This window comes from Marinomonas arctica (assembly GCF_003259225.1).
Taxonomy (GTDB): Bacteria; Pseudomonadota; Gammaproteobacteria; order Pseudomonadales; family Marinomonadaceae; genus Marinomonas; species Marinomonas arctica.
Map to the genome: position 1 here is coordinate 142,625 of NZ_QHJF01000010.1, position 24,224 is coordinate 166,848.

Annotated in this window: 22 protein-coding genes; 17 read left to right on the plus strand and 5 right to left on the minus strand. The window is 44.6% G+C overall.

The features are described from left to right. Positions 1–31: 31 nt before the first annotated feature. Positions 32–1,432, minus strand: coding sequence for an aminotransferase-like domain-containing protein (locus tag DK187_RS07805; RefSeq protein ID WP_111606783.1), 1,401 nt, complete (start codon positions 1,430–1,432; stop codon positions 32–34). An 83-nt stretch (positions 1,433–1,515) separates the two neighbouring features. Here DK187_RS07805 and DK187_RS07810 point away from each other — a divergent pair, with 83 nt between their 5' ends. The 11 genes from DK187_RS07810 to DK187_RS07860 all read left to right on the plus strand — a co-directional run bounded on the left by DK187_RS07810 (position 1,516) and on the right by DK187_RS07860 (position 12,906). Continuing rightward, the gene (locus DK187_RS07810; protein ID WP_111606784.1) at positions 1,516–2,439 is read left to right on the plus strand and encodes a carbon-nitrogen hydrolase family protein; all 924 of its coding nucleotides are present in this window, start codon (positions 1,516–1,518) and stop codon (positions 2,437–2,439) included. A gap of 382 nt (positions 2,440–2,821) precedes the next feature. After that, a complete protein-coding gene (locus DK187_RS07815; protein WP_100188205.1) occupies positions 2,822–3,304 on the plus strand; it encodes an MSMEG_0572/Sll0783 family nitrogen starvation response protein in 483 nt (160 codons plus the stop codon). A gap of 14 nt (positions 3,305–3,318) precedes the next feature. After that, positions 3,319–4,359 (plus strand): Nit6803 family nitrilase, encoded by a 1,041-nt coding sequence (locus DK187_RS07820; RefSeq protein ID WP_111606785.1) that lies wholly within the window; start codon positions 3,319–3,321, stop codon positions 4,357–4,359. After that, positions 4,316–5,470, plus strand: coding sequence for an MSMEG_0568 family radical SAM protein (locus tag DK187_RS07825; protein ID WP_111606786.1), 1,155 nt, complete (start codon positions 4,316–4,318; stop codon positions 5,468–5,470). The genes DK187_RS07820 and DK187_RS07825 overlap by 44 nt, the downstream gene beginning before the upstream one ends. After that, on the plus strand, positions 5,457–6,089 hold the full coding sequence (locus tag DK187_RS07830) for an MSMEG_0567/Sll0786 family nitrogen starvation N-acetyltransferase (protein ID WP_111606787.1): 633 nt from the start codon (positions 5,457–5,459) through the stop codon (positions 6,087–6,089). The genes DK187_RS07825 and DK187_RS07830 overlap by 14 nt, the downstream gene beginning before the upstream one ends. Continuing rightward, entirely contained in the window at positions 6,070–7,062 is a 993-nt protein-coding gene (locus DK187_RS07835; protein ID WP_111606788.1) for a sll0787 family AIR synthase-like protein, read from the plus strand. The genes DK187_RS07830 and DK187_RS07835 overlap by 20 nt, the downstream gene beginning before the upstream one ends. Continuing rightward, complete coding sequence (locus tag DK187_RS07840; RefSeq protein ID WP_111606789.1) at positions 7,053–7,340, plus strand: MSMEG_0570 family nitrogen starvation response protein; 288 nt, start codon at positions 7,053–7,055, stop codon at positions 7,338–7,340. Before DK187_RS07835 ends, DK187_RS07840 begins: the two co-directional genes overlap by 10 nt. A gap of 11 nt (positions 7,341–7,351) precedes the next feature. Beyond that, positions 7,352–8,638 (plus strand): MSMEG_0569 family flavin-dependent oxidoreductase, encoded by a 1,287-nt coding sequence (locus DK187_RS07845; protein WP_111606790.1) that lies wholly within the window; start codon positions 7,352–7,354, stop codon positions 8,636–8,638. Position 8,639: 1 nt separating this feature from the next. Continuing rightward, positions 8,640–9,590, plus strand: a complete 951-nt coding sequence (locus tag DK187_RS07850; protein WP_111606791.1) for a Pnap_2097 family protein — start codon at positions 8,640–8,642, stop codon at positions 9,588–9,590. Further along, the gene (locus DK187_RS07855; RefSeq protein ID WP_111606792.1) at positions 9,587–11,656 is read left to right on the plus strand and encodes a methylmalonyl-CoA mutase family protein; all 2,070 of its coding nucleotides are present in this window, start codon (positions 9,587–9,589) and stop codon (positions 11,654–11,656) included. Before DK187_RS07850 ends, DK187_RS07855 begins: the two co-directional genes overlap by 4 nt. A gap of 2 nt (positions 11,657–11,658) precedes the next feature. Further along, the gene (locus DK187_RS07860; RefSeq protein ID WP_162623483.1) at positions 11,659–12,906 is read left to right on the plus strand and encodes a methyl-accepting chemotaxis protein; all 1,248 of its coding nucleotides are present in this window, start codon (positions 11,659–11,661) and stop codon (positions 12,904–12,906) included. 58 nt (positions 12,907–12,964) lie between these two features. On the opposite strand, the gene DK187_RS07865 is transcribed toward DK187_RS07860, so the two are convergent. Next, positions 12,965–13,858 carry a LysR family transcriptional regulator gene (locus tag DK187_RS07865; RefSeq protein WP_111606794.1) on the minus strand — a complete coding sequence of 298 codons (894 nt, stop codon included), beginning with the start codon at positions 13,856–13,858 and terminating at the stop codon, positions 12,965–12,967. Positions 13,859–13,959: 101 nt separating this feature from the next. On the opposite strand from DK187_RS07865, the gene mdlC reads away from it, so the two are divergent. The 4 genes from mdlC to DK187_RS21565 all read left to right on the plus strand — a co-directional run bounded on the left by mdlC (position 13,960) and on the right by DK187_RS21565 (position 17,994). After that, positions 13,960–15,546, plus strand: a complete 1,587-nt coding sequence (mdlC, locus tag DK187_RS07870; RefSeq protein WP_111606795.1) for a benzoylformate decarboxylase — start codon at positions 13,960–13,962, stop codon at positions 15,544–15,546. 33 nt (positions 15,547–15,579) lie between these two features. Next, positions 15,580–16,554: a ketopantoate reductase family protein gene (locus tag DK187_RS07875; RefSeq protein WP_111606796.1), complete on the plus strand. Its 975-nt coding sequence runs from the start codon at positions 15,580–15,582 to the stop codon at positions 16,552–16,554. Between the two features lie 281 nt (positions 16,555–16,835). Next, complete coding sequence (locus DK187_RS07880; RefSeq protein ID WP_111606797.1) at positions 16,836–17,756, plus strand: helix-turn-helix domain-containing protein; 921 nt, start codon at positions 16,836–16,838, stop codon at positions 17,754–17,756. A 106-nt stretch (positions 17,757–17,862) separates the two neighbouring features. After that, a complete protein-coding gene (locus DK187_RS21565) occupies positions 17,863–17,994 on the plus strand; it encodes a helix-turn-helix domain-containing protein (RefSeq protein WP_373289521.1) in 132 nt (43 codons plus the stop codon). 175 nt (positions 17,995–18,169) lie between these two features. Here DK187_RS21565 and DK187_RS07890 read toward each other — a convergent pair whose 3' ends face one another. From DK187_RS07890 to DK187_RS07900, 3 genes are all read right to left on the minus strand, one after another. Continuing rightward, positions 18,170–19,456 carry a TRAP transporter large permease gene (locus DK187_RS07890; RefSeq protein WP_111606798.1) on the minus strand — a complete coding sequence of 429 codons (1,287 nt, stop codon included), beginning with the start codon at positions 19,454–19,456 and terminating at the stop codon, positions 18,170–18,172. Next, entirely contained in the window at positions 19,453–19,962 is a 510-nt protein-coding gene (locus DK187_RS07895) for a TRAP transporter small permease (protein WP_111606799.1), read from the minus strand. Before DK187_RS07895 ends, DK187_RS07890 begins: the two co-directional genes overlap by 4 nt. A gap of 239 nt (positions 19,963–20,201) precedes the next feature. After that, positions 20,202–21,221, minus strand: coding sequence for a TRAP transporter substrate-binding protein (locus DK187_RS07900; RefSeq protein ID WP_111606800.1), 1,020 nt, complete (start codon positions 21,219–21,221; stop codon positions 20,202–20,204). A 683-nt stretch (positions 21,222–21,904) separates the two neighbouring features. Between DK187_RS07900 and DK187_RS07905 the strand changes: the two genes are divergently transcribed. Then, the gene (locus tag DK187_RS07905) at positions 21,905–22,924 is read left to right on the plus strand and encodes a carbon-nitrogen hydrolase family protein (protein WP_111606801.1); all 1,020 of its coding nucleotides are present in this window, start codon (positions 21,905–21,907) and stop codon (positions 22,922–22,924) included. A gap of 71 nt (positions 22,925–22,995) precedes the next feature. Beyond that, positions 22,996–24,222 carry an MFS transporter gene (locus DK187_RS07910; RefSeq protein ID WP_111606802.1) on the plus strand — a complete coding sequence of 409 codons (1,227 nt, stop codon included), beginning with the start codon at positions 22,996–22,998 and terminating at the stop codon, positions 24,220–24,222. The last annotated feature ends 2 nt before the right edge of the window (positions 24,223–24,224 follow it).

The window sequence follows — 24,224 nt, forward strand, 5'->3', positions numbered from 1 at the left end:
TAGAAAGGGAGCGCTCAACTCGCTCCCTTTTTTAAGACATGACTCTGGCTAAGTGCGCAGGCTGGTTGAGTAGCTCGGATAAAATGGTCATTTGTTCTTGGCAATGTTGTCTTGAGGATGGACCTCCAAAGCAAATTCTTAACGCTAGTGGTGGGTTGTTGTCTGTGGCAAATGCCGCGCCAGAAACCGCATTAACCCCTAATGAACGAAGCTTTGTAGCCAAATCTGATGGGTTCCAACCTAGGTGTTTAGGCAGTTTTATCCAAAAATGAAAGGCGTTTTCTTCCATCGATACGCTGTGTGTTTTTAACGTCTCTTTGATCATCACTTGACGAGCATTGGCTTCTCTTTTTATTGCTTGGATCATGTGATCTAACGTTCCTTCGTTTATCCATCGACAGACAATGACATGCATAATCGGGTTTTCCATTACATTCAAGGAGCGTAACGCGCCGGCTGTGTATTCGGCCTTACGATGCGTTGGGCACAATATAAAGCCGGTTCGCATTCCGGGACCAAAGCACTTAGATAAGCCATTGATATAATATGTTAATTCTGGTGCAAGCGTCGCAAAGGTAGGAGCCGAATCATGGCTGATTAAACCATAAGCATCGTCTTCGATTATTGGAATGCTAAAGCGTAAAGCGACGTCTGCTAACGCTTCTCGGCGACTTTTTGAAATGCTGGTCGAGGTTGGATTTTGCATGGTTGGGTTGATATACAGCGCGGCGACATCGTGGGTTTTGCAAGCGTCTTCAAAGGCATTTACCAATGGTCCATCATTGTCTCTTTCCAAGGAAAATAGAGTTTTGCCAAGTTGAGCCGCGATGGTCTTAATGCCTGGATAAGTAAGGCTATCGACACAAATAATTTGCTGATTACTGCATAACTGAGTGACCAAAGCGACTAAACCACTGTGGATGCCAGGGCAAGAAACCACTCGATCTAAGGTCGCATTTATCACGCGTCGTTTTATTAATCCTAAAAAGCATTGTTTGGTTTCTGGGCTACCACCAAAATCTTGGTAACGAATACTGCTTAATAAGCCTGCCGAGGCAATGCTGCTTAACGCGCCGTCTTTAATCTCTTCAATTAGGGTAGGAATAGCTGGTTCAATGGCCATATTCATGGTCATCTCATAAGGCGCTAGGCTGGGTTTTATTGCAGGAACTTTGCCTTTGACAAAACTGCCAGAGCCTGTGGTAGTGTCGATGAGTCCACGCTTTTTCGCTTCGCTATAGGCGCGAGAAGCGGTTGAGTAATTAATCCCTAAGGCTTCAGCAAGATCGCGCATAGGTGGCAGCTTATCTTGTGGTTGCAGTTTTCCTGATTCGATGTTTTCGTTAATCAGTTCGGCAATGCGTTTGTAGGCAGGGTATTTGCCTTTGTTATCGAGTTCTTTTTTCCAAGTGGCCAGAAGTGATGTCGACATAGTTGGTTCTTTAAGGTGAATGAATTGATTGGATTTTATTATGCAATCAATCTGCCAACTAACTTTATACCAAGGAGTAATATATGACTGCGTTTACCATTTCCGCATTACAAATTGGCTCTCATCCTGAGGGCAAAGCTCGTACTTTAGAGCATATCTTATCGTTTGAAGAGCAAATTATTGCCTCTCAATCCAAGCTGGTGGTGATGCCGGAAGCCTTGCTCGGTGGTTATCCTAAAGGAGAAACCTTTGGTACTTACCTAGGTTATCGAATCGATGAAGGCCGTGAGACATTTGCCGCTTATTTCGATAACGCCGTGACTGTACCAGGCGAAGAAACCGATGCTTTGGCTGGGTTATCTGCAAGAACCAAAGCCGTCATTGTCATTGGTGTGATTGAACGCAGTGGCAGCACACTTTATTGTACGTCTTTGTACTTTACGCCAGAGAAAGGCCTAGAAGCGAAACACCGTAAACTCATGCCCACCGGAACGGAGCGTCTTATTTGGGGGCAGGGCGATGGTTCGACCTTACCTGTGGTAGAAAGCCATGCAGGGCGATTGGGGGGAGCTATCTGTTGGGAAAACCATATGCCGTTATTGCGTGCTGCCATGTATGCCAAAGGCGTGGATATTTGGTGCGCGCCAACGGTTGATGAGCGAGATATTTGGCAAAGTTCCATGCGCCATATTGGTCACGAAGGTCGTTGTTTTGTGGTGAGTGCGTGTCAGATTCAGCCTTCGCCAGAAGTACTTGGTATTGATGTTCCTCATTGGGATAATCAACGCCGTCTAATTCGCGGTGGCAGTATTATTGTCGATCCTATGGGCAATGTTCTCGCTGGCCCATTGCAAGATAAAGAAGGTTTGCTTAGCGCGTTGATTGATCTTGCGGATATTTCTAAAGCTCGTTATGACTTAGATGTATGTGGTCATTATTCGCGCCCAGACATTTTTGAACTTACGGTGGACGAGCGCCCAAAGTCCGGTGTGGTGTTTCAAAAATAGTTTAATCAACAATAGCGCATTCCAAGGCAGGTACTGTGAATCTGCCTTTTTCATTTCTCTTCCTGATTTTTCCACATTTTTCTAATCTTTTCCCTCTCCGTTTATGGATTGAGCGTTGTTTTATGTTCATTTTTTGCACTCAATTGGTGACTGTTTGAGCATTATGAAACTTTATAGTGCGAAGCAGAAGTTAAGTTAGATCTAGGTTAAAACCTGTTTTATCGATTTTTTAAAAATTTTCTCGTGAATTTTTTCAATCATGTTTTGCTTTATCGCACATTGATTGCTTTTTTTCTTGCGATCATTGGCACTCCGGTTGCAATACTCAAGTTGAAATTGAACACATCGGTTTTTTACACAACAACTTGATTGGAGAGAAAACATGCCAGAAGTAACACACACACTAAACAAAGATGGTGATTTCCTAGTGGATTACGAAGAAAAAGTCTTTGAAGACGTGAAAGCGGAAGCGGGTGAGAAAGCCTTAGTGACTTTTCACACTGTTGCATTTGAAGGTTCCATTGGCTTTGTGAACATGCTGCAAGCCACCCGTCTACTTCGTAAAGGCTACGAAACCAGCATTCTACTTTACGGCCCAGGGGTGAACTTGGGTGTACAACGTGGTTTTCCTACTTTGGGGGACGAAGCGTTTCCAGGCCACATGAACTTCAACAATCAGTTGAAAAAATTTATGGCAGAAGGCGGGAAAGTTTACGCATGTCGTTTTGCTCTTCAAGCGCTTTATGGCCACGGCGAACGCTCTTTGATTGAAGGGATTAGACCGATTAATCCATTGGATGTATTGGATCTTAAACTTCTGCATCGTCGTGACAATGCGTTGATCATTGATACCTGGACAATGTAATAGGAGCCGCGGCGATGAGTGATTACCCAATCGTTCGCGCCGCGGCCGTCCAAATTTCTCCTGATTTGGAGAGTTTGGCCGGTACGCTGCGCAAAGTACTGAATATGATTGATGAAGCGGCTGAGAGCGGGGTAGAGCTCATCGTTTTTCCTGAAACCTTCATGCCTTATTACCCTTATTTTTCGTTTGTGCTACCACCCGTTAGCCAAGGCCCTGAGCATCTGCGTTTGTATCAAGAAGCCGTTGTAGTGCCGAGTGCGACAACCGAAGCCATTGGTCACAAAGCCAAAGAGCGTCAAATGGTAGTCGTAGTCGGTGTGAATGAGCGCGATAACGGCAGCTTATACAACACCCAATTGGTGTTCGATAAAACCGGCGAGCTGATTCTTAAGCGTCGCAAAATTACACCGACTTATCATGAGCGCATGATTTGGGGTCAAGGTGACGCTTCTGGTTTAAAAGTGGTTGATTCCGCAGTGGGGCGAATCGGTGCCTTAGCTTGTTGGGAGCATTACAACCCATTGGCTCGTTATTCGTTAATGGCGCAACACGAGCAAATTCATTGCGCGCAATTTCCGGGATCGTTAGTGGGGCCGATCTTTGGCGAGCAAATGGACGTTACTATTCGTCATCATGCTTTAGAGTCTGGTTGTTTCGTGATTAATTCCACCGGCTGGCTCACAGAGGCACAAATTCAAAGCATCACTCCAGATCCAGCCATGCAAAAAGCCCTAAGAGATGGTTGTAATACCGCGATCATTTCGCCAGAAGGCAAACATCTTGTTCCACCTATGACTCAAGGTGAAGGTTTTATCTACGCAGATTTGGATTTCCGTTTGATCGATAAGCGTAAGCGTATGATGGATTCTGTTGGACATTACGCACGCCCTGAGCTTTTGAGCTTACATATGAATGCTCAAGTATCCCGGTACGTTGCAGGCTTGCCTGAGTCTGTGCCGGACACTTTTCGTACCTCAGTGTTACCAGAATCATTCAATGGAGGAGAGTCACATGACGACACAACTCAAAATGAAAGCATCTCAATTCCTAACTGAGTTACAAACCAAAGGCTTGCGTCTGACCTCGTTGGATCAGGAGCACGTTAGCCGCCGTGGTGGTGCGGGTCCATCCGATCATCAAGCGATCACAGTGGATGGCACGACGTTAATGGTGCCGATTTATACCCAAACGGCATGGGCATCACCATTTACCGTGTCTGATGAAAATATGGGCAAGGTAACCGATACAACGCAAAATAAGCCAGTCTCTCAATTGTTATCGAACAGTATTCCGCTGGCCGATGTGACTTTTGCCAAAGACCCTGAGTTTTACAAATTATCCACTGCTGATGGCATTCCCTATTCACATATTGCCACCTTGCACAGCACCGATGTGCTCGCCACTACGGTATTACAAACGTGCATTCGTTACGAAAGCCGCCGTAAAGCGTGTCAGTTTTGTTCCATTGGTCAATCGTTGCGGGCAGGGCGCACCATTGCTCACAAAACTCCGGAACAATTAGCCGAAGTGGCAAAAGCCGCAGTGGAATTGGACGGCATCAAGCATATTGTCATGACCACAGGCACGCCCGCTGGTGCTGATCGCGGGGCGAAAGTCATGTGTGAAAGCGCTAAAGGCATTAAAGCTGTAATTGATGTGCCCATTCAAGGTCAGTGCGAGCCACCAAAAGATCCGATTTGGTATCAGCGTATGAAAGACGCGGGCATTGATTCCTTCGGCATGCATTTAGAAGTGATTACGCCCGAGTTACGCAAAACCATCACACCGGGTAAATCGGAAGTGTCTTTGGAAGAGTATTTCCAAGCGTTTGAAGACGCCGTCGCCGTGTTTGGGCGAGGGCAAGTGAGCACTTATATTTTGGCAGGCCTTGGTGACACGGAAGAAACCATCATCGACACCTGTCGCAAGTTGGTTGCTATGGGCGTTTATCCCTTTGTGGTGCCTTTTGTGCCAATTTCCGGTACGCCGTTAGAAGATCGTCCTGCGCCAACGGCGTCGTTTATGGAAGCAGTATTGCGTCCTTTGGCGCAAGAATTAGTGAACCTCGATATGACTTCTGACAAGGTGAAAGCTGGTTGCGCACGCTGTGGTGCTTGCTCGTCTCTTTCTCGATTTGAAAAGGAGGCTGCCGATGTCTCAGCCTAAACAAGGTCGTGTATTCCAAGTGAAATGGGCGACCAATGCCTGGGAAATTGAACAAGCCAATCGCATTCGCCGCGAAGTATTTTGCGAAGAGCAGGGACTGTTCCAAGAGCATGATCGAGACGATATTGATCTGATCGCGCAGCCATTGATTGTCACCACGTCAATCTTAGGGATGCCAGAAGAAGTGGTGGGCACAGTGCGGATTCATCAACCTGAGCCGGGGTTCTGGTGGGGGTCGCGTTTGGCGGTAAAAAAAGCCTTTCGTCGCCAAGGTGTGTTGGGCGCGAGTTTGATTCGCCTTGCTGTGTCCAGCGCCAATACCTTAGGTTGTCATACCTTTTTAGCCACGGTGCAAGAGCAGAACGAAGTGCTGTTTAAGCGGCTGCATTGGGCAACGACAGGGTATCAAGATATTCATGGCATGAAGCACGCCAAAATGCAGGCCGATCTTGAGCATTATCCACCATTGAGCCAGCCATCCTTGGGTTTTTGGGTCTCTGGTCGTCCAGTTAAAGACACAGAAGTTAGCCCGTATTTATTGGGCCTAGAACCCAATCTAATCAAATCCGATTTAGCGCACGGTGTTGGGGAGGCGTCCTATGCTTCAACAACTCATTGAAATCGTTCGCAACTATCCCGGTGTGACATCAAAGGTGGCGTTGGCGCCGGTTATCTCTTCATTTGAAAAACGTAATGAGTCGGGTTTTTCAAATGGCGATGATACGGCGGTGCTGAAAAGCGCCAACGGCTATGACTTGTTTGCGATAGAGGGCTTTCTGCCTGATTTTGTCGCACAGGATCCTTGGTTTGCTGGTTGGTGTGGCGTTATGGTCAACGTCAGTGATATTGCCGCCATGGGCGGTCGAGCAAAAGCGGTGGTGAATGCCTTGTGGAGCGCGCAGGACGAAGTCAGTGCGCAAATTTTTGCTGGTATGAACGCCGCATCTACGACTTATGGCGTGCCTGTTGTGGGTGGTCATACCAGCCATAACAGCAAAACCACACAGTTAGCTGTTTCGATTTTGGGGCATGCCAATCAAGTGTTAACCAGTTTCGATGCCAACACAGGGGATGCCATTGTGGTTGCCATGGATCAAAGAGGGGCTTTTCGCGCGCCGTATCTTAATTGGAATGCTACGACGAACGCCCCCGCTGAACGCTTGCGAGACGACCTTGAATTACTGCCGCTATTGGCTGAAAAAGGCTGGATAACAGGCTGTAAAGACATCAGTCAAGCTGGGTTGTTGGGCACCTTAGCCATGTTTATGGATTGCTCGCAAAAAGGCGCAGATGTGTTTTTAAGGCAGATTCCAAAACCCGATCAAGTGAGTTGGTCAGACTGGCTATGTGCCTTTCCCAGCTTTGGTTTTGTCATGACTTGCCCAGTTGACAAGGTGGATGACGTGGTGGCGCTTTTTCAAAGCCGAGACATTCATGCCGCCGCGATGGGTCATGTGACAGAACGACCTTCCATTGAGGTGATAGACGAAGGTCAAAACGTCACCTTTTGGGACTTTGAACAAGCGGCCTTTTTGGGCTTTCGACAAGATAAGCAAGATTCGCGTGAAGAAGAGAGGGTGTTATGCCTGTAGTGCAATTTGAAGTGGTTTGGCCGGATGGCAAAACCGAAGCCTGTTACTCCCCATCCAGTGTCATTAAAGAGCACTTTAGTGCGGGAAAGGATTACCCATTAAGCGAATTTTTGACGACCAGTGAAACGGCGCTTAACGCGGCGAGCAATCGTGTTCGTGAGCGCTTTGGCTATGCCTGTTCTAGCGCCATGGATCAACTGAGTGTCATTAAGACACGCTGCGCCAGCTATCAAACAACACCGAATGCATCTGTGAAAGTCACACGATTTATCGATTAGAGGAAACCATTATGCCTACTGCACAAAACAGCCAACCTACTCATTATTCCGTATTAATTGTCGGCGGTGGTCAAGCCGGTTTGTCCATGAGTGCTTGCTTGCAAGAGCAGGACATTGACCATCTAATTTTTGAAAAAAATACCATGATGCACAGCTGGAAAACCCAACGTTGGGATTCCTTCACCTTGGTAACACCTAACTGGCAATGTGAACTGCCAAATCATCCTTATGATGGAAATGATCCAAAAGGCTTTATGAAGCGAGAAGAGATCATTGGCTATTTGGATCGTTTTGCCGCCAAAGTCAAACCGCCAATTTTAGAAGGCGTGAGCGTTGAGAAAGTCAGCAAAATGGACAATGGTCAATTCCGTGTGGTTACCACAAAAGGGGAGTTTACGGGCGACCAAGTGGTGATTGCCTCTGGTGGCTACTTGAAGCCGATTATTCCTCGCATGGCAGAACGCATTCCAGAAAGCGTACTTCAGATTCACTCTAACCAATATAAAAACTCACAGCAATTGCCTGATGGTGCGGTGCTGGTCGTGGGGTCGGGTCAGTCTGGCGCGCAAATCGCCGAAGATCTGCATATTGATGGTAAAAAAGTCTTTCTGGCGACGGGTAATGCACCGCGTGTTGCTCGCTTATATCGCGGTAAAGATGTGGTGGAATGGCTGGATGACATGGGCTATTACCAAAAATCTGTGGATGAACATCCATTGCGTGAAGGGGTTCGTGATAACACCAACCACTATGTTACAGGGCGCGACGGCGGTCGAGAAATTGACCTGCGTAAATTTGCCTTGGAAGGCATGGAGCTGTTTGGTTTGATGGAAAATTACCAAGACGGCCAATTGATTTTCAAACCCAACTTAACAGCGAATTTAGACGCTGCTGACGATACCTACAAAAACATCAATGCGCGCATCGATGCTTATATCGAAAAAAATGGCATTAATGCCCCCGTTGAACCGACATATCAGCCAGTGTGGGAACCAAAAGAAGAGCGTGAAAACTTGGATTTAGCGGTCTCTGGCATTACCAGTATTATTTGGTGTATTGGCTTTACTCCAGACTTTTCTTGGCTGGATTTACCTGTTTTCAACGGCATGGGCGCGCCAGTGCATCGCCGTGGTGTGACGAACGAAAAAGGCGTGTACTTTATTGGTTTGCCTTGGTTGTACACTTGGGGATCAGGTCGATTTTCTGGCGTGGCGGCCGATGCGGCCTACCTTAGCAATGTGATTCGTCAGGCTGTAGAAGAAAAAGAATCGACTGAATCTTTGTCTGAGGCGTCTTAATATGGCAGAAAAATCAATGGATTACGTTTCTATCTCGCAAGACTATTTTATTGGGATGCCACAGTTAGCCTTGGGCGGTTTGAGTGAAAACTGGCTACTCAAAGAATGCGGTCATCAACATTGGCTTGCGTTAGCAAAACGCCTTGATTTACCTGCTCCAAACTTTGTCGACCAACAAGATCGGCATATGTACGCCGCGTTTCTCGTGGTGAAAATCAGTAACGCGGCATTGCATCAAGTGACTGAAAACAGCCGATTATGGATTGAGACGCAGCTGACGCGTGTCTCGCCATCTCGCTCGTATAGCCGTCATGACCTTTACCTTGAAGGCGTGGGGGCTGATAGGCAATGCATAGCTCAAGTGGCATTGTTATCCAGCTTTGTCAGCCGATCCGAGCTTGGCAATAATCAAAGTGTTGCCCGTAGCGAAATGGCGAAGGGCGATTGGTCTGCCAACAAGGCGGCAAGCCAAATGATGGCTCTGCACAAAGCAGGGCGAACTTTGCCAGATACGGCGTTATCTGTCAGCGAGGAGCCTTTTGTTTATCAGCCTTGTCCTTATGCGGATTTTAATGGCGCGGACTTTTTATATTTCGCGCAATTTCAAGCCGTGATGGATCGCGCCGAGCGTTTTTTACAATCGGATTTACAAGCGCTTAATCACACTTCTGAGCGAAACCGCTTGGCCTTATGGCAAACCGTTGAACGCACTATTTGTTACTACGGCAATATCAATCTAGACGATGGATTAGAAGCCAACCTGTATGCCATGCCATCTGCTGATCAAGACACCTCATTGCTGAGCCATTGCGGACGTCTTTATCGTCAATCGGATCACGCTCTTATTGCCAATGTCATCACTCGAAAACGATTTCTGGATCATTCACTTGTCCGGTTTCAAGAGAAGCAAGCTAGTTTAAAAAGCTCAACAGATGTAGGAGCCGAATCATGAAAGCGCCTTCTTTAGCCAAGATCGAAGGCGTGTATTCGGTAGCACCCGAAACGGCTGACTCTTGGCGTGATGCCCATGGAAAGGCGCCTTTTGTGCGTGGCCCATATGAAAAAATGTATCAGCAAAAGCCTTGGACGATTCGTCAGTACGCCGGTTTTGAAGGAGCACTGGAAACCAATGCATTTTTTAAGCGCGCCTTGTCGCAAGGGCAAACGGGTTTATCTGTGGCGTTTGATTTACCCACGCATTTAGGTTTTGATTCGGACCATGATCTGGCGGCCGCCGATGTGGGTCGAACGGGCGTCGCCATTGATTCTGTTGAAGACATGGCGGTGTTGTTTGATGGTATTGATCTTGGCAATGTCAGTGTGTCCATGACGATGAATGGCGCAGTACTGCCCATTATGGCGTGTTTTATTGTCGCTGCCGAAGAACAGGGCGTAGCACCCGATAAGCTTAGCGGTACCATTCAAAATGATATTCTCAAAGAGTACATCGCCCGCAATACCTATATTCACTCACCGGATTTTTCCATGGGTGTGGTGTCCGACGTGGTGGCTTATTGTTCTGCACACATGCCACGTTTTAATAGCATGTCGATTTCGGGTTATCACTTCCAAGAAGCGGGAGCATCCCCAGAGCTTGAATTGGCGCTGACTATGGCCAATGCGCGAGCGTATTTAACCCACTTTCAGCAGCAAGGTATCGACCTTGAATTCGTTGCTAAACGCTTGAGTTTTTTCTTTGGCCTTGGCATGAGTTTCTATAAAGAGGTGGCAAAGTTAAGAGCCGCGCGCTTTTTATGGAGCGAGTTATTAGACGAGTTTAGCATTCGTTCCGAGAATGCTAAACGGCTGAAAATGCATTGCCAAACCTCGGGTGTGTCGCTAACCGAAAGTTCACCGCTCAATAACATTGTGCGTACAACTATCGAAGCCATGGCTGGCGTTTTCGGCGGTACGCAATCCCTGCATACCAACTCTTATGATGAAGCAATCTCTTTGCCTTCGGATCAAGCCAGTAAAGTGGCGTTAGAAACACAATTCATTCTGCAACATGAAACAGGCATCGGCGATGTAGTCGACCCTTGGGGCGGTTCTTATATGATGGAAAGCGCGACCCAAAGCATGATCGAGTATGTGCGAACCATGCAAAAGAACATAGAGACAGAAGGCGGAGTGTTAGCGCTGGTGGCATCGGGCCAATTAACGACTTTTATTCATCGGCAAGCGTTACAAACCGCCATGGACGAAGAGGCGCTAAACAAAAAAATCGTTGGCAAAAATTGCTATCAAAGTCCGACATCGAGCCCTCAACATCAGCGTGTGATCGCCTCGGACAAAACGCTGTTGCAACAATCGAAAAAGCTCGCCCAGTTAAAATTAAAGCGTGATGATGGTGCCGTTAAACGTGCTTTGCAGGCGTTGCAAGCCGCAGCGAGAAGCAAGCAAAACCTCATGCCTTTTACCATTGATGCAATCCGAGTCAGAGCCACCGTTGGGGAATGCATCAAGGCGCTGACTGATGAAGCCTCGCGTTACCTGAAACCAGAGTACATAGAATCGGCGCCGTTTTGCACGCATCTTGATGCGGACATAGTTAAGCGCTATCAAACCTTGTCTAGTCAGCTAGATCGACCGCTGCGCTTTTTGATCGCTAAAGTAGGATTGGACGGCCACGATCGAGGTGCGAAAGTGATTGTCTCTTTACTTCGAGACCTTGGTATCGAAGTGGATTACTTGCCCATTTTTGCGAGCATTGACGACATTATTCAGCAAGATGCGATGTGTCCATACGATGGTATTGGCTTATCGATTTTATCGGGAGCGCATATTCATTTTATTACACAAATCACTCAAAAAATTCGTACTGATTGCCCCATTTTCGTTGGTGGCGTGATTCCTACCTCAGATAAAAATACATTAGAGAAGATCGGCGTTGAAGTTGTTTTTACGGCGAAGCATAGCCTAAATGATATTGCTATTAGTCTGTATGACACTCTTGTCGTAGCAACAAAGATAAAGGTTAATCGGTTTGAAAATCAGCGAATTATGAAAGGATGTTAGAGATGAAAATAACGACTTTATTGAGTCAATTCATTGGTCAGCAAGCTCTTGGTCATCAAGTGATCGAAAGCTTATCGTCTCCCGCTTTTATTAATTGCTTAGGTTCAGGCCGAAACAAAGGCTTGGCTTTTGTGAACAGCGCCATGTTGAAGGCGCTAGGCTATAAATCGGCGGCTCAGTTAAAGGGTAAACATCTTAATACTATTTTGAATGAGGTTCAGCCGGGCGGCAGAACCCGTGATGAGATGATGGATGAAGGTAAAGTTCAGCTGAAAAAGTATCAATATTGGCGTGGTGGTTTAACCTATAAAAAAGCCGATGGCAGTACTTTTACCACATCCGCCATTGTGACCTTGAGCATGGTGGGTAAAACGCCTTATACGATTTCGATTTTGGAAAATAAAGAGCTGTTAGAAGGTTTTACTAATCAATTTAAAGACGATGTAGAAAGTGTCTCCAATGACATTAATGAATCGGCAGCCAGCCTCAATACGTCATCTGAGCATTTGGTAACAGCGATTCAAACGACACTAAAAGAAGCGCAACGAACCTTGGAAATAACCGATGCCTCGGCACAAAACATGCAAACGCTTTCGACCTCTGTGGGAGAGTTATGGGAAGGGTCAAAAGTGATCTCCGAAAAGATTTCTCAAGCAACAGATGCTTCTTTAAGTGGTGTTGAAGAGGCGCAGCGTTCGGATGCTCTGATTCAGAAAATGTCGTCTGCGGCGGTGAATATTGGCGAAGTCATCGGGTTAATAAAATCCATCGCGGATCAAACCAATCTCTTGGCCTTGAACGCGGCGATTGAAGCCGCCCGAGCTGGTGAAGCAGGGCGAGGCTTTGCTGTGGTGGCGTCAGAGGTGAAAAACCTTGCTTCGCAAACTTCTCAAGCCACCGACAGTATTTCCGATCAAATTGAATTGGTTCGAACCACGATAGAACAAACCATCAAAGGATTAGAAAGCACGTCAGTGATTATTAATCAGATTAATAATATTTCCCAAGAAGTGGCCGACAGTGTTCAGCTTCAACGAACGTCGACCCACGACATTCGTGAAAGGTTGAATGTGTTGGTTCATCAAGCAGAGGATGCTCAGCAGTCATCTAGTGAGATTTATCATCAAGCGCAAAGCGTCAACGACGAAGCCTTACAGATGAGCCAATCGGTAGAATCACTAAATGGCCAAGCTAAGATGTTAAGGGAAAAATCTACTTTCTTTATTAATCAGTTATTGCAGCGGTCATAAAGGCTTTGTCAGAGTTCATATGGTTAGGAGCATAAATAATCCCTTGATATTTTCGTTGTTAGGGCTCAGAAATGGCACGGATAATGAGGTCACGAAACCAGCGATGGGAGGCGGATTCGTTGTGACGCGATTGCCAATGCAGGGCAACGCTAAAGGCGGGGACGTCAAAGGGCAAATCGTAAATGGCTAGTTGATTGTTCTGAGCAAAAAAGAGGGCGATGCGATAGGGAAGTATCGCCAATAAGTCGGCTTTTGCTAAGACAGAAGGCAGAATCAAAAAGTGTGATACTTCTAGGCTGATCTTTCGCTTAGCACCAATTTGAGCCAATACGTCTTCTGTCGCGCCATGACCTAAGTTATTTGTAACAAGCGCATGTTTGTGTGCAATAAACGCTTCCATGGTTAATTTTTTATCTGAGGCAAACTGTTTGTGGCGTACACAGACATAGTGTTCTTCAAGCATGACATGACGTTGTATGTGTTGTCCTTCTATGGGACGACTGCAAATAACCGCGTCAATTTTTCCTGATGACATCCATTCGTCGACTTTGTCTATTTCCAGTGGAATGACTTTCACTTCAATATTAGGCGCTTCTATTTGCAAGCGAGCGAAGATAGCAGGCAATAGTGCCATTTCACCCAAGTCCGTCATCGCGACTCTAAAGCGTTTATGAGATACCAAGGGATCAAATGTCTGAACATTTGCCACCGTGTTTTCTATCATGCTCAAAGAATGACTGAATTCTTCATAAAGTTGTTGAGAGATAGCCGTAGGCTCCATGCCGTTTTTATTGCGAATGAAGAGCTTGTCTTTGAATAGGTCACGTAATCGAGATAGGGCATAGCTAACGGAGGGTTGTGTTACAAACAATAGATCAGCTGTCTTAGTCACACTTCGGGTTTCATACAGGATCACAAAAGTACGAATAAGATTTAGGTCTATATTTGACATGATAAATACTATCTATTTTGGTTAGAAAAAATATCGATTTGTTCAATTAAAGCAGGAGGGATAAGGTTATTCAATCGTGAATTTTATCAGAGAGAAGGAATATGAATACAGTACACTCAGCAACGTATGCTTTGTTACGTAAAAATGGCATGTTTAAAGTCTTTGGCAACCCAGGTTCAAACGAACTGCCTTTTCTAAAAAACTTCCCAGAAGACTTTGAATACATACTTGCGCTGCATGAAGGTGTGGTTGTTGGGATTGCAGATGGTTACTCTTTGGTAAGTCGTCAGCCTTCTTTGGTCAATCTGCATGCCGCATCAGGCTCAGGTAATGCTATGGGCGCCTTAACGAATGCATGGTATTCCCATTCCCCGTTAATTATTACGGCTGGCCAGCAAGCGCGCTCTCTCATTGGCGTTGAAGCCATGTTATCAAATGTGGAGGCAGCTCAGCTTCCAAAACCCTTGGTAAAATGGAGCTATGAGCCGTGTTGGGCTGGTGATGTTCCAAGAGCGATTAGTCAAGCCATCCATATGGCAAATCAGCCAGCAAAAGGCCCTGTATACGTTTCCATTCCTCATGATGACTGGGACAAAGAGGTTGAAGACGATGCTTTGTTATTGGCTCAGCGAGACGTCACGACGGCGGGTAATCCTTCTCCTGAGCAATTGGCATCTTTGACTCAGCGCATTAATCAAGCCAGTAATCCGGTACTTGTATTGGGGCCAGATGTTGATGCTTATCTGGCCAATGACTTGGCTGTTGAGCTAGCAGAGAAAATTGCTGCACCGGTTTGGGTGGCACCTTCCGCCCCACGTTGTCCTTTTCCAACTCGTCACCCTAGCTTTAGAGGAGCGTTATCGGCTGCCATTGCTGGTATTTCACAAAAATTAGCCGGACACGACTTGATTATTGTTATTGGCGCGCCGGTTTTTCGTTATCACCAACATGCACCGGGTCGCTATTTACCTGAGGGAGCTGAGCTGGTGCAGATTACTTGTGATCTACAAGAAGCGGCAAGAGCGCCGATGGGTAACGCTTATGTTGCGGATATCACGGCTATGCTAGAAGGTATTTTGGCACACACCGAGCAAACATCACGTCCGATGCCACAAGGCCTGCCTTTACCTGCGCCTTATCCTGCCACATCAGAAGGGCCATTAGCGCCAGAAGAAGTGTTTGATGACATTAATGAATTAGCTCCTAATGATGCTGTTTACGTAAAAGAATCGACATCGACTGTTACCGCATTTTGGCAACGTGTTGAGATGCGTCATCCGGGCAGTTATTTTTTTCCTGCGTCGGGTGGTTTGGGGTTCGGTTTGCCAGCTGCCGTGGGTGCTCAGCTTGCCACAGATCGTCAAGTGATTGCTGTGATTGGTGATGGCTCGGCGAACTATGGCATTACCGCATTATGGACAGCAGCTCAATATAATGTCCCCGTGGTGTTTATTATTCTGAAGAATGGGACCTATGGTGCGTTGCGTTGGTTCTCGCGTTTATTGGGGGCTGAAACTTCGCCGGGTCTTGATGTGCCAGGGTTGGATTTTTGTGCGATTGCTAAGGGCTATGGAGTAGAAGCGATAGAAACTAAGACTCGCGAAGAGTTTAGGGCTGCGTTGAAAAAATCACTGTCTTCCAAGGGGCCGATGTTAATTGAAGTGCCAACCACAACGATTGAGCCTTAGACGGTCATTTTATTGATTTAGGAGTAATGCAAAATGTCGACACAGACCAAGAAAAACTTTGGTGCATTTGGTCAGCAACCGAATATTGTTGTGGTCGGGGCTGGAGCAATGGGGTGTTACTTTGGTGGGATGCTGACGAAAGCGGGCCATCAAGTGACATTTGTTGATGTTAATCCAGAGCAAATTGCGCTGATTAATCAGCGCGGTGTGGTTCTGGAAACCGATGATGGTTCGTATGAAATGCCAGCTCGCGCTGCCTTAGCAAAAGATGTAATCCAGTCAGCCGACTTGGTGGTACTTTTCACTAAGACAATTCATACCATTGGTGCGATGGAATCTATTCGTCATATTTTGACAGACAAGACGGTTGTTTTATCTCTACAAAATGGCCTTGGCAATGCTGAACGTATAGGTCAATTTGTGAACCCTGATCAAATTGTGGTGGGTACAACATTGGTTCCGGCCGATTTGAAAGGTCCCGGTCATGTGGCATCGCACGGTCCATCCAGTTCGCACATTATGGATTCGACGTTAAATAATCCTGAGTGGCTGTCTGATTTGTCTGATATGTTTAATCAAGCGGAACTCACGACCAATATTGATCCTGAAATTATGACGGTGATTTGGTCGAAAGTCGCCTTTAATGCGGCATTGAACGCCATTTGTTCCATTACAGGTTCGTCTACTGGTGGTCTAACACCGTCGCCAGCGTTTAAAGAACTCGCTAAGCAGGTAGTCCATGAAACTGTGCGGGTGGGGAAAGCTAACGGCGTAACCTTGGATGAAAACTATATTTGGAACAATGTGGAAATGGCCATGCGTGAGCACCCTAACCACAAGCCTTCTATGTTGCAAGACATTGAAGCGGCGCGAGCAACGGAGGTGGATGCTATTAATGGTGCCATTGTCGAAGCCGCATGCTTTGCGGGATTACAAGCCCCAGTGAATCAAACCTTGGCACAATTGGTTCGACTCTCTGAGCAAGTTGCCAAGAATAAAAAGTCTTAGTAAGACAACGACTAAGGTTTACTCTTTCGCCACCTTATTGGAACTCTGGTAAGGTGGTTTTTTTGGCCTCTCTTTCAGATCGAACGCTGCACAATATAAGGTAAAGTGTTACTTTTCTGCACCAAAAAAAAGCGCAATTATGGTTCTCATTTAATAGAGTTTGTTTCTGATCAATTAACCCGAATAAATCGTAAATTTATCAATGATTTATACATAATAACTGGGGGCTTTAATTGGTGTGAATATTGCTTGTTTTTAGTATGTTCTAGGAGGCATGAATCATGAATTCCATGAAGTTAAGCGAGTTTGAACAACGTGTATCCCGCTCCATTTTGAACCTTGAGTGTATGGCAGAAAACGACTGCCATTTTGAAGGCGGCTTAGCTGAAAAGCGTTTGGGGCAGCTGATGATTTGTGATATCAATGCGTCACGTCATCGTGTCGTACGTCGACCAGTGCATTCAGCGCAAGAGGGGGTTGTGGTTACATCGGTTAAATCTGGTCAATGTTTTCTAGAGCGCGAATACGATCAATTTGAATTTCAAGCAGGTTCGGCATTTTTTTGTCGAGCCAGTGAGTTTTATTCGATAGAAACGTCAGATGGGGTAAATCTAAACACCCTGTATATTCCACAGAATAAGCTGTCTGTGCCAGAAAATATTTTTTTATCTAAGACGAATTCAAGATTAAATCCTCATATTGACGCATCATACTTAGCTTTAATTAATCCATATTTAGAATTGATCTCTCCTCCTGATAATGCGCTATCAAATTATGTTGAAAGCAGCTTTTTGAGTCTTATATCAGGAGTGTTAAGTGCCAATGATGACCGTGATATTGTTCAAAGTAGTGATCATGTTTCTTATCTCCTGAAGGAAATGATTGTGCTCGTGGAAAATCATTTGAAACAAGAGTATCTCTCCCCTGATTTTATTGCTAAGAAAATGGGGTATACATCAAGGTACTTAAATAAAATATTGAGTGTAAAAGGCTTGTCCCTGCTTAAGCTTATTTTTCAAATGCGAATGGATTATGTGATGGCGGATCTTTTGTCGCCTGAAAACTCTAAAAAAACGATTTGCTCTATCGCTAGTGACTACTGCTTTTATGATAACACTTATTTTTCTAGGCAATTTAAGGGCTATACAGGATTATCGCCAAAAGAGTTTAGATTGAATAAAGCTCCCATTATATATTCTTAATCTGGCCAATAGTTGAAGCTTAAAGAGGAGTGGGTGATTTTATTTTCTATGTATGATGTTAAGATATGAGTAATGCTCTAATTTTTAAATTGTACATGAACTATTCATTAGTTCTACGACAGTCCGTAATCAAATCAATAATATAATTCGAAAATTTGGCTGTAAAAATCGCACTCATTTAGCTATCATAATAAGCAAAAATTCACATTACTCTAGCAATTTATTCCATAGTGTATGACTCTAATACTTGGGTATGCTTACGGTTTTTTTTGTTCGGATTGTCGACTGCTTTTACCTCAAGGCATCCGTTTACGTATTTAACTACGATCACGGTTCCTTTTTTCTTAAGTAAGTGATATGAGCTTGCTGATCTTGGGGTACAAAAAGGCGCACTGTACTCCAAGTTCATATTGCTACAATAAACCGATGGCTAAAACAGGAAATGCGACAACGAGTGCCAGACGTAATAAGTCTGAAATAACGAACGGCATTACACCTTTATACATATCACCAATTGATATATGAGGCGCTACCGACTTTATTACGAATACGTTCATTCCAACAGGAGGGGTAATCAAGCCAAGCTCTACGGTGATTACAGCCACAATACCAAACCAAATAGGGTCAAATCCCGCAGCGCTGACCAAAGGGTAGACCACTGGTACCACCAACAACAGCATTGCAATGCTGTCCATTACGCACCCTAGTAACATAAACAAGATAAGCACGCACAATAGCACCATGTAAGGACTTAGGTGCAAACTGGCTACGAAATCCACCAGCGAAAAAGAAATACGTGACACAGATAAGAAATAACCAAAGATCTCAGCGCCGATAACCATAAAGAAAATCATCGCCGACATAACCAATGTCTCACCCACCGCTTCTTTAAACTGTAGCAACCCCATGCCTCTTGATAAAGCGATCAGCAAGGTCGCTCCTGCGCCTACGGCAGACGCTTCAGTTGGTGTGAACCATCCCGTATAAATACCGCCAATGATAAATAAGAAGACCCCAGTAAAAGGCACTAAACCCTTTAAACCCAGTAACTTCTCTTTTAGCGTAGTGGCCTGACCTGGCTGAGCAATGTGAGGAAATAACGTGACTAGCACGGCTACTGTTAATCCGTACATCACTAACCCAAGCATCCCAGGTATGATGCCCGCAATAAACATATCGCCAACTGATTGCTCGGTAATTAACGCGTATAGCAATAGGGCAATGGAAGGTGGAATCATAATCCCCAGCGTGCCGCCCGCAGCAAGTACGCCAGTGGCTAAAGTAGGGGCATAGCCGTTTTTCTCCATTTCCGGCAGTGCCACGCGGGACATACTGGCCGCCGTTGCCAAAGAGGACCCTGAAATAGCGGAAAAAATTCCACAAGAAGTGACAGCAGCTAAGGCCATACCGCCGCGCCAGCTACCAAACATGGACTTTGCTCCTTGGAACAATTCTTGAGACATACCCGCTTTTGACGCAAACACCCCCATTAGAATAAACATAGGAATGGGGCTAAAACTGTAGTTAGACAGAGCTTCGAATGGACCGCTTGCGAGAATAGAAATAGCTGGATCAAACGCGACAATCCATCCGAAGCCAACGAATCCTACTAGCGCCATGGTCAACGCAATTGGTGCACGTAACACAATTAATAGCAACATAACGCCAATACAAATAAGACCGATAATTGAAGTGCTCATGACTTAGCTTTCCCACAAAATATTAATTGAAAAGAGTGGGTCGCAGCGGAAATAGCCAGCATAACGGTTGCAAAACACGCAATAGCATAAAAATAGGTCAATGGAATCATCAAATCCAAAGTGGTTTCATAAGTCGCTGCTGCTTCGTTAAAGTGGTGGTAAAAGCTATAACTCATCCCCACGCCCATGAGTCCAAAACAAAAGAGATAAACTCCTTCTAATGCTTGCTTAGTTCTTGGTTGTAGTCGCTCAGTAAACAAGTCAACGATGACCTGCGAGCGGCTCACTGAGTGAGGTAAAATGAAAAGCACTGTAAAAAGCAAACTGTATTGAACAATTTCAATACCGCCTAGGAAGGTTAAATCTACAGCGCCACCTGTCATTGTAAATACCCTTCTGGTGATTACATCAGCCAAAGTGACCGTCATCATTGCTATTAAGAATACACCGCCTAATGAGTGCATGATGTGAGTAATTCGCTCTATTATTTGAACGATTAGTTTCATTAAATACCTCCTACTACTGCAGGGAAATTAAATGGATCTACGCAGAGGTAACAAACCAACAATATAAGCATGAATCTTTAAATTATATTGTTGGTCTTTATTTTTTCACTCGAACCTAGGGCTCCATAAAAATAGAGAAAAGTATGATATTTATCCAAGGAATACGCTTATATAAAGTATTCATTTTAGGTAATACCTAAATAGATTTCTCTCTTTTTCTATATAAAAGATAAGCTAATTTATGCCTTACATTTATTAGTAAGCGACATTGCTTTTTTATAAACATCACGTGCTGTTGAACGTCCTTCTCCCTCAATGCGGTTTAGGTATGATTCAGTACCTTTTTGCAGTACTGCTCTCCATTCTGGATCTTTGAAGGGTTCATTTATTGTATGAATAACATCGCCTTGGTCTTTTGCTTCTTGAAGACCTTCTTTATCTAGTTGATGAAATACATTTGCAGCTTTCATGGACCATTTCATGCCGCTATTTTGATCAATGATTTTTTTTATTTCGGGTGATAAACGAGCATAAGCCCCCTTGTTCATAGTGACTGCAAAAAGCCCGCTGGCATAGGGAATCTGTAAATGATAATTCACTAATTCATTCACTCGAAAGACTTTCATTGCTTCAAAAGGGAAACTTAAGCCGTCAATGACGCCTCGCTCAAGCGATGGATAAATATCTGGTGCGGACATACCAACTGGAGAAGCTCCCATTTGGACTAACATCTCTCCACCTACTGCATTAGGGCGACGGATTTTCAGGCCTTCAAAATCACTTGGTTTCTGAATATCTTTGTCTCTTGTGTGAAGATAGGCTGGACCAGTGGTAAATAAGAAAAGGATATGGCTATCATCGTATTCTTGGCGAATGTCCCCTTCATCATAAAGGGTTTGAAAAATGCACGCGCCTTGAAGTGCCGATGAGGAGACACCAGGTAGTTGAACTATTTCTGATAATGGGAATCGTCCAGCACTATAGCCTTGAACGACCGCACTGACATCTGCCAAGCCGTTGACTGCACCATCGTATGCTTTGTTGGCTTTAACAAGCGTTTGAGAAGGGTACATCTCAACTTTTAGTTCGCCATTGGATTCTTTCATAACTGTTTTAGCCCACTCATCAAACAATTTAGTTTGAACGTCGGAGGTTGCTGGCCATATGTGTGCAAAACGAATGGTTGTTTCTGCCAAAACAGAGGCAGAGGCGAGAGAAAGAGATGCGGCTACTAGACAGTTTTGAACTATGTTTTTCATTTTTTGCCTCATAATTACTATTGTTTTTATTAGTTAATTTGAATGCTCTAAAATTGATATTTATTAGTAAATTCAACTCGTAACAACGATATCCCTTATGTTTAAATTAAACAAATCAATATTATCTCTAACAAAAATAGATACTATTTATTATGATTCTAGGCGATAGACTACCTTCAATAATGTAGATAGCAGCTTATGAGCAAACTTGGTAGTTTTCTGAGCATCTTCCGCACTCTATTCGCTTCTACAGTCAGTGATTTAAGTTGGGCTTTACTTCTATTTGGGTGCTTATTCCAACTTTCGTTAATTTAGAGGTTACTTAAGTGTAAACAAATGTGATGGGACATCGGCTATTCGGCTATTACCTGGTTTTTGGGTTGAAGGGCTAAACTTGATTTTCAGACTATTCTCAAGTGAGTCTCTGAATTATTTATCCAAGTAAAGAACTCTTCACGTTTTAGAGGGGGAATTCTTAAAAAAATATATAGTTTAAGGAGAGAATATTAATATTATTGAAAAGGTATGCTGGTGTTTATTAAATCTATGTAATCTAATAGTCACGCTTGATTTCTAATAGAATTTTGCGTGTCAAAAAGTCCAACCTTTTATTCCTAATTTTACCACTCGTTTTATTTAAAAAAGATTAACCTCTAACTTGTTTGAAATAAGTGAGGTTGATTATGCTAACTCAATATAAAGTGGCGGCGGTTCAAGCCGCGCCAGAATTTCTAAACTTAGATGCTGGTATTCAGAAAACCATTCGATTTATTAAAGAAGCCTCGAAGGCTGGCGCTAAGCTCGTTGCCTTTCCTGAGCTGTGGCTAACTGGGTACCCATGGTGGATTTGGCTTGATACTCCTGCTGCCGCTGTGGCTTCTGGTTTCATTTCTCGTTATTACAAAAATTCCCTTTCTTATGATGATCCCCGTGCAAAATTAGTCAGCGATGCCGCGCGTGAATACAATATTAATGTTGTGTTGGGCTTGTCTGAGAGGGAAAACGGCTCGCTTTATATTGCTCAGTGGTTGATCAACAGTCAAGGCGAGACCATTGCTCAGCGTCGTAAATTAAAACCGACTCATGTTGAACGCACCGTTTTTGGTGAGGGTGATGGTAGTGATATGGCAGTTCACGATAGCGAGCTGGGTCGATTAGGTGCTCTAAACTGCTGGGAGCATGTCCTACCTTTGAACAAATTCATCATGTTTTCTCAAAATGAGCAGATTCATGTGGCGTCTTGGCCCAGTTTTACCACCTATGAATTTTCAAGTGGCATGGGTTGGGAAGTCAATAATGCCGTGTCCCGTAGCTATGCCGTCGAAGGCGCTTGTTACGTCATAGCGCCATCTGCCGTGTTATCACAAATCATGTTGGATGAGCTATGTGATAAGCCCGAAAAGCATGAGCTGATCAGCGTTGGAGGCGGTCATAGCGTGATTTACGGCCCCAGCGGCGAGGCACTGTGTGAAAAATTGGACCCAACTGAAGAAGGTATTTTATACGCCGAAGTTGATCTAGATACGGTTGATATCTGCAAACATTTTTTAGATTGTGCTGGCCACTATTCTCGACCAGACGTATATCAGCTTGTTTTTGATGGCAGACGTAAACGCATTGTTGCAGATGAAACAAAAGAAGTTATATCGATGAAAGCAGAAGAACAAGAAGGTGAAAGTCTCTACGAAAGCACAGAGGAATAAAAATTCTTGTACTGAAAGTAATAAAATAATAACGGATCTATTTAATAGTTCAGAACTAAAAGGAACGCAAAATGAAAATCATGAGTAGAGAGAACTCAATCTTAGCTATTATGGGATTGACGTTCGGTTTTGTATTTGTTGATAGGTTATCCATCAATTTTTTGATGCCATTTATCACTCAAGAACTGGATATTAATAACTCCCAAATTGGCCTTTTGGCGTCGGCGCTGGCCATGTCTTGGGCGATTTCAGGATTTGTGTTAAGTAACTTTTGCACGAGGTTTGGACGTCGGGTAGAAGTCTTGGTTGTATCTGTTATTTTGTTTTCCCTTTTTACCCTGCTGTCATCGATTGCTGCTAGCTTTATGATGCTGCTAATTGTACGGATTTTAATGGGCATTGCTGAGGGTCCTGTATTGCCGATTGCTCAATCTATCTTGCTTGAAGAGTCTTCCGAAAAACGCCGTGGTTTTAATATGGGCTTTGTACAAAATGCTGCGAGCAATCTTTTAGGCTCTGTTATCGCGCCGGTTGTATTGATTTACGTCGCAGAAGCTTATGGCTGGCGTCAGGCTTTTATTGTAGCTGGCGTGCCCGGTCTGGTAGTGGCATTTCTGATTTTTAAATATATCAAGTTGCCGCCTCACACCCCAGTTGTAAAAGTAAAAAATACCGATGCAAAGGCCTTTAGTTTAGAGCAATTGCTGCATAATAAAAACGTGATGGTGAGTATTAGCCTGTCTTGCTTAATGGTGGCGTGGATGTTCTCACAATTGACTTTTATCCCTGTGTATTTGACTAAGGTGGTTGGATATAGCTCATTTCAGATGGGCAGTGTCATGAGTGTGTTAGGTGTATCGGCGGTTATTTCTGGTTTGTTGGTTCCTCTTTTATCTGACATGTTTGGCAGGGCTCGCGTTTTTCGTCTGTTTGCCTTGATTGCTCTGTTGTGTCCATTAAGCGTTTTGTATATGGCAGAGAGCCAAGCCTACATGATGATCAGTTTATTTTTGTTTTATTTTGGATTAGGAGCCATTCCTATTGTTATGGCGACTGTTCCATCAGAAAGTGTGCCTCGTCAATATGTGGTTGGAACGCTGGGTCTTGTGATGGGTATCACCGAACTGATGGGGGGGTTCTTAGGACCTTCTATTAGTGGGGTGTTGGCTGATATGTATGGTTTGGTTGCACCGTTTTACTTTGCGGCAGCCTTGGCTGGTCTGGCTTTTCTTGGCTCCTTTATGTTGTTAGAAACCTCACCCAAGTTTGGCAAAGTGGACATGGCGGCTAGTGCATAGCG

Bases quoted from the DNA above. Each gene is read 5' to 3' on its own strand.
- DK187_RS07805 (WP_111606783.1), bottom strand. From the start codon at position 1,432: ATGTCGACATCACTTCTGGCCACTTGGAAAAAAGAACTCGATAACAAA.
- DK187_RS07810 (WP_111606784.1), top strand. From the start codon at position 1,516: ATGACTGCGTTTACCATTTCCGCATTACAAATTGGCTCTCATCCTGAG.
- DK187_RS07815 (WP_100188205.1), top strand. From the start codon at position 2,822: ATGCCAGAAGTAACACACACACTAAACAAAGATGGTGATTTCCTAGTG.
- DK187_RS07820 (WP_111606785.1), top strand. From the start codon at position 3,319: ATGAGTGATTACCCAATCGTTCGCGCCGCGGCCGTCCAAATTTCTCCT.
- DK187_RS07825 (WP_111606786.1), top strand. From the start codon at position 4,316: ATGACGACACAACTCAAAATGAAAGCATCTCAATTCCTAACTGAGTTA.
- DK187_RS07830 (WP_111606787.1), top strand. From the start codon at position 5,457: ATGTCTCAGCCTAAACAAGGTCGTGTATTCCAAGTGAAATGGGCGACC.
- DK187_RS07835 (WP_111606788.1), top strand. From the start codon at position 6,070: ATGCTTCAACAACTCATTGAAATCGTTCGCAACTATCCCGGTGTGACA.
- DK187_RS07840 (WP_111606789.1), top strand. From the start codon at position 7,053: ATGCCTGTAGTGCAATTTGAAGTGGTTTGGCCGGATGGCAAAACCGAA.
- DK187_RS07845 (WP_111606790.1), top strand. From the start codon at position 7,352: ATGCCTACTGCACAAAACAGCCAACCTACTCATTATTCCGTATTAATT.
- DK187_RS07850 (WP_111606791.1), top strand. From the start codon at position 8,640: ATGGCAGAAAAATCAATGGATTACGTTTCTATCTCGCAAGACTATTTT.
- DK187_RS07855 (WP_111606792.1), top strand. From the start codon at position 9,587: ATGAAAGCGCCTTCTTTAGCCAAGATCGAAGGCGTGTATTCGGTAGCA.
- DK187_RS07860 (WP_162623483.1), top strand. From the start codon at position 11,659: ATGAAAATAACGACTTTATTGAGTCAATTCATTGGTCAGCAAGCTCTT.
- DK187_RS07865 (WP_111606794.1), bottom strand. From the start codon at position 13,858: ATGTCAAATATAGACCTAAATCTTATTCGTACTTTTGTGATCCTGTAT.
- mdlC (WP_111606795.1), top strand. From the start codon at position 13,960: ATGAATACAGTACACTCAGCAACGTATGCTTTGTTACGTAAAAATGGC.
- DK187_RS07875 (WP_111606796.1), top strand. From the start codon at position 15,580: ATGTCGACACAGACCAAGAAAAACTTTGGTGCATTTGGTCAGCAACCG.
- DK187_RS07880 (WP_111606797.1), top strand. From the start codon at position 16,836: ATGAATTCCATGAAGTTAAGCGAGTTTGAACAACGTGTATCCCGCTCC.
- DK187_RS07890 (WP_111606798.1), bottom strand. From the start codon at position 19,456: ATGAGCACTTCAATTATCGGTCTTATTTGTATTGGCGTTATGTTGCTA.
- DK187_RS07895 (WP_111606799.1), bottom strand. From the start codon at position 19,962: ATGAAACTAATCGTTCAAATAATAGAGCGAATTACTCACATCATGCAC.
- DK187_RS07900 (WP_111606800.1), bottom strand. From the start codon at position 21,221: ATGAAAAACATAGTTCAAAACTGTCTAGTAGCCGCATCTCTTTCTCTC.
- DK187_RS07905 (WP_111606801.1), top strand. From the start codon at position 21,905: ATGCTAACTCAATATAAAGTGGCGGCGGTTCAAGCCGCGCCAGAATTT.
- DK187_RS07910 (WP_111606802.1), top strand. From the start codon at position 22,996: ATGAAAATCATGAGTAGAGAGAACTCAATCTTAGCTATTATGGGATTG.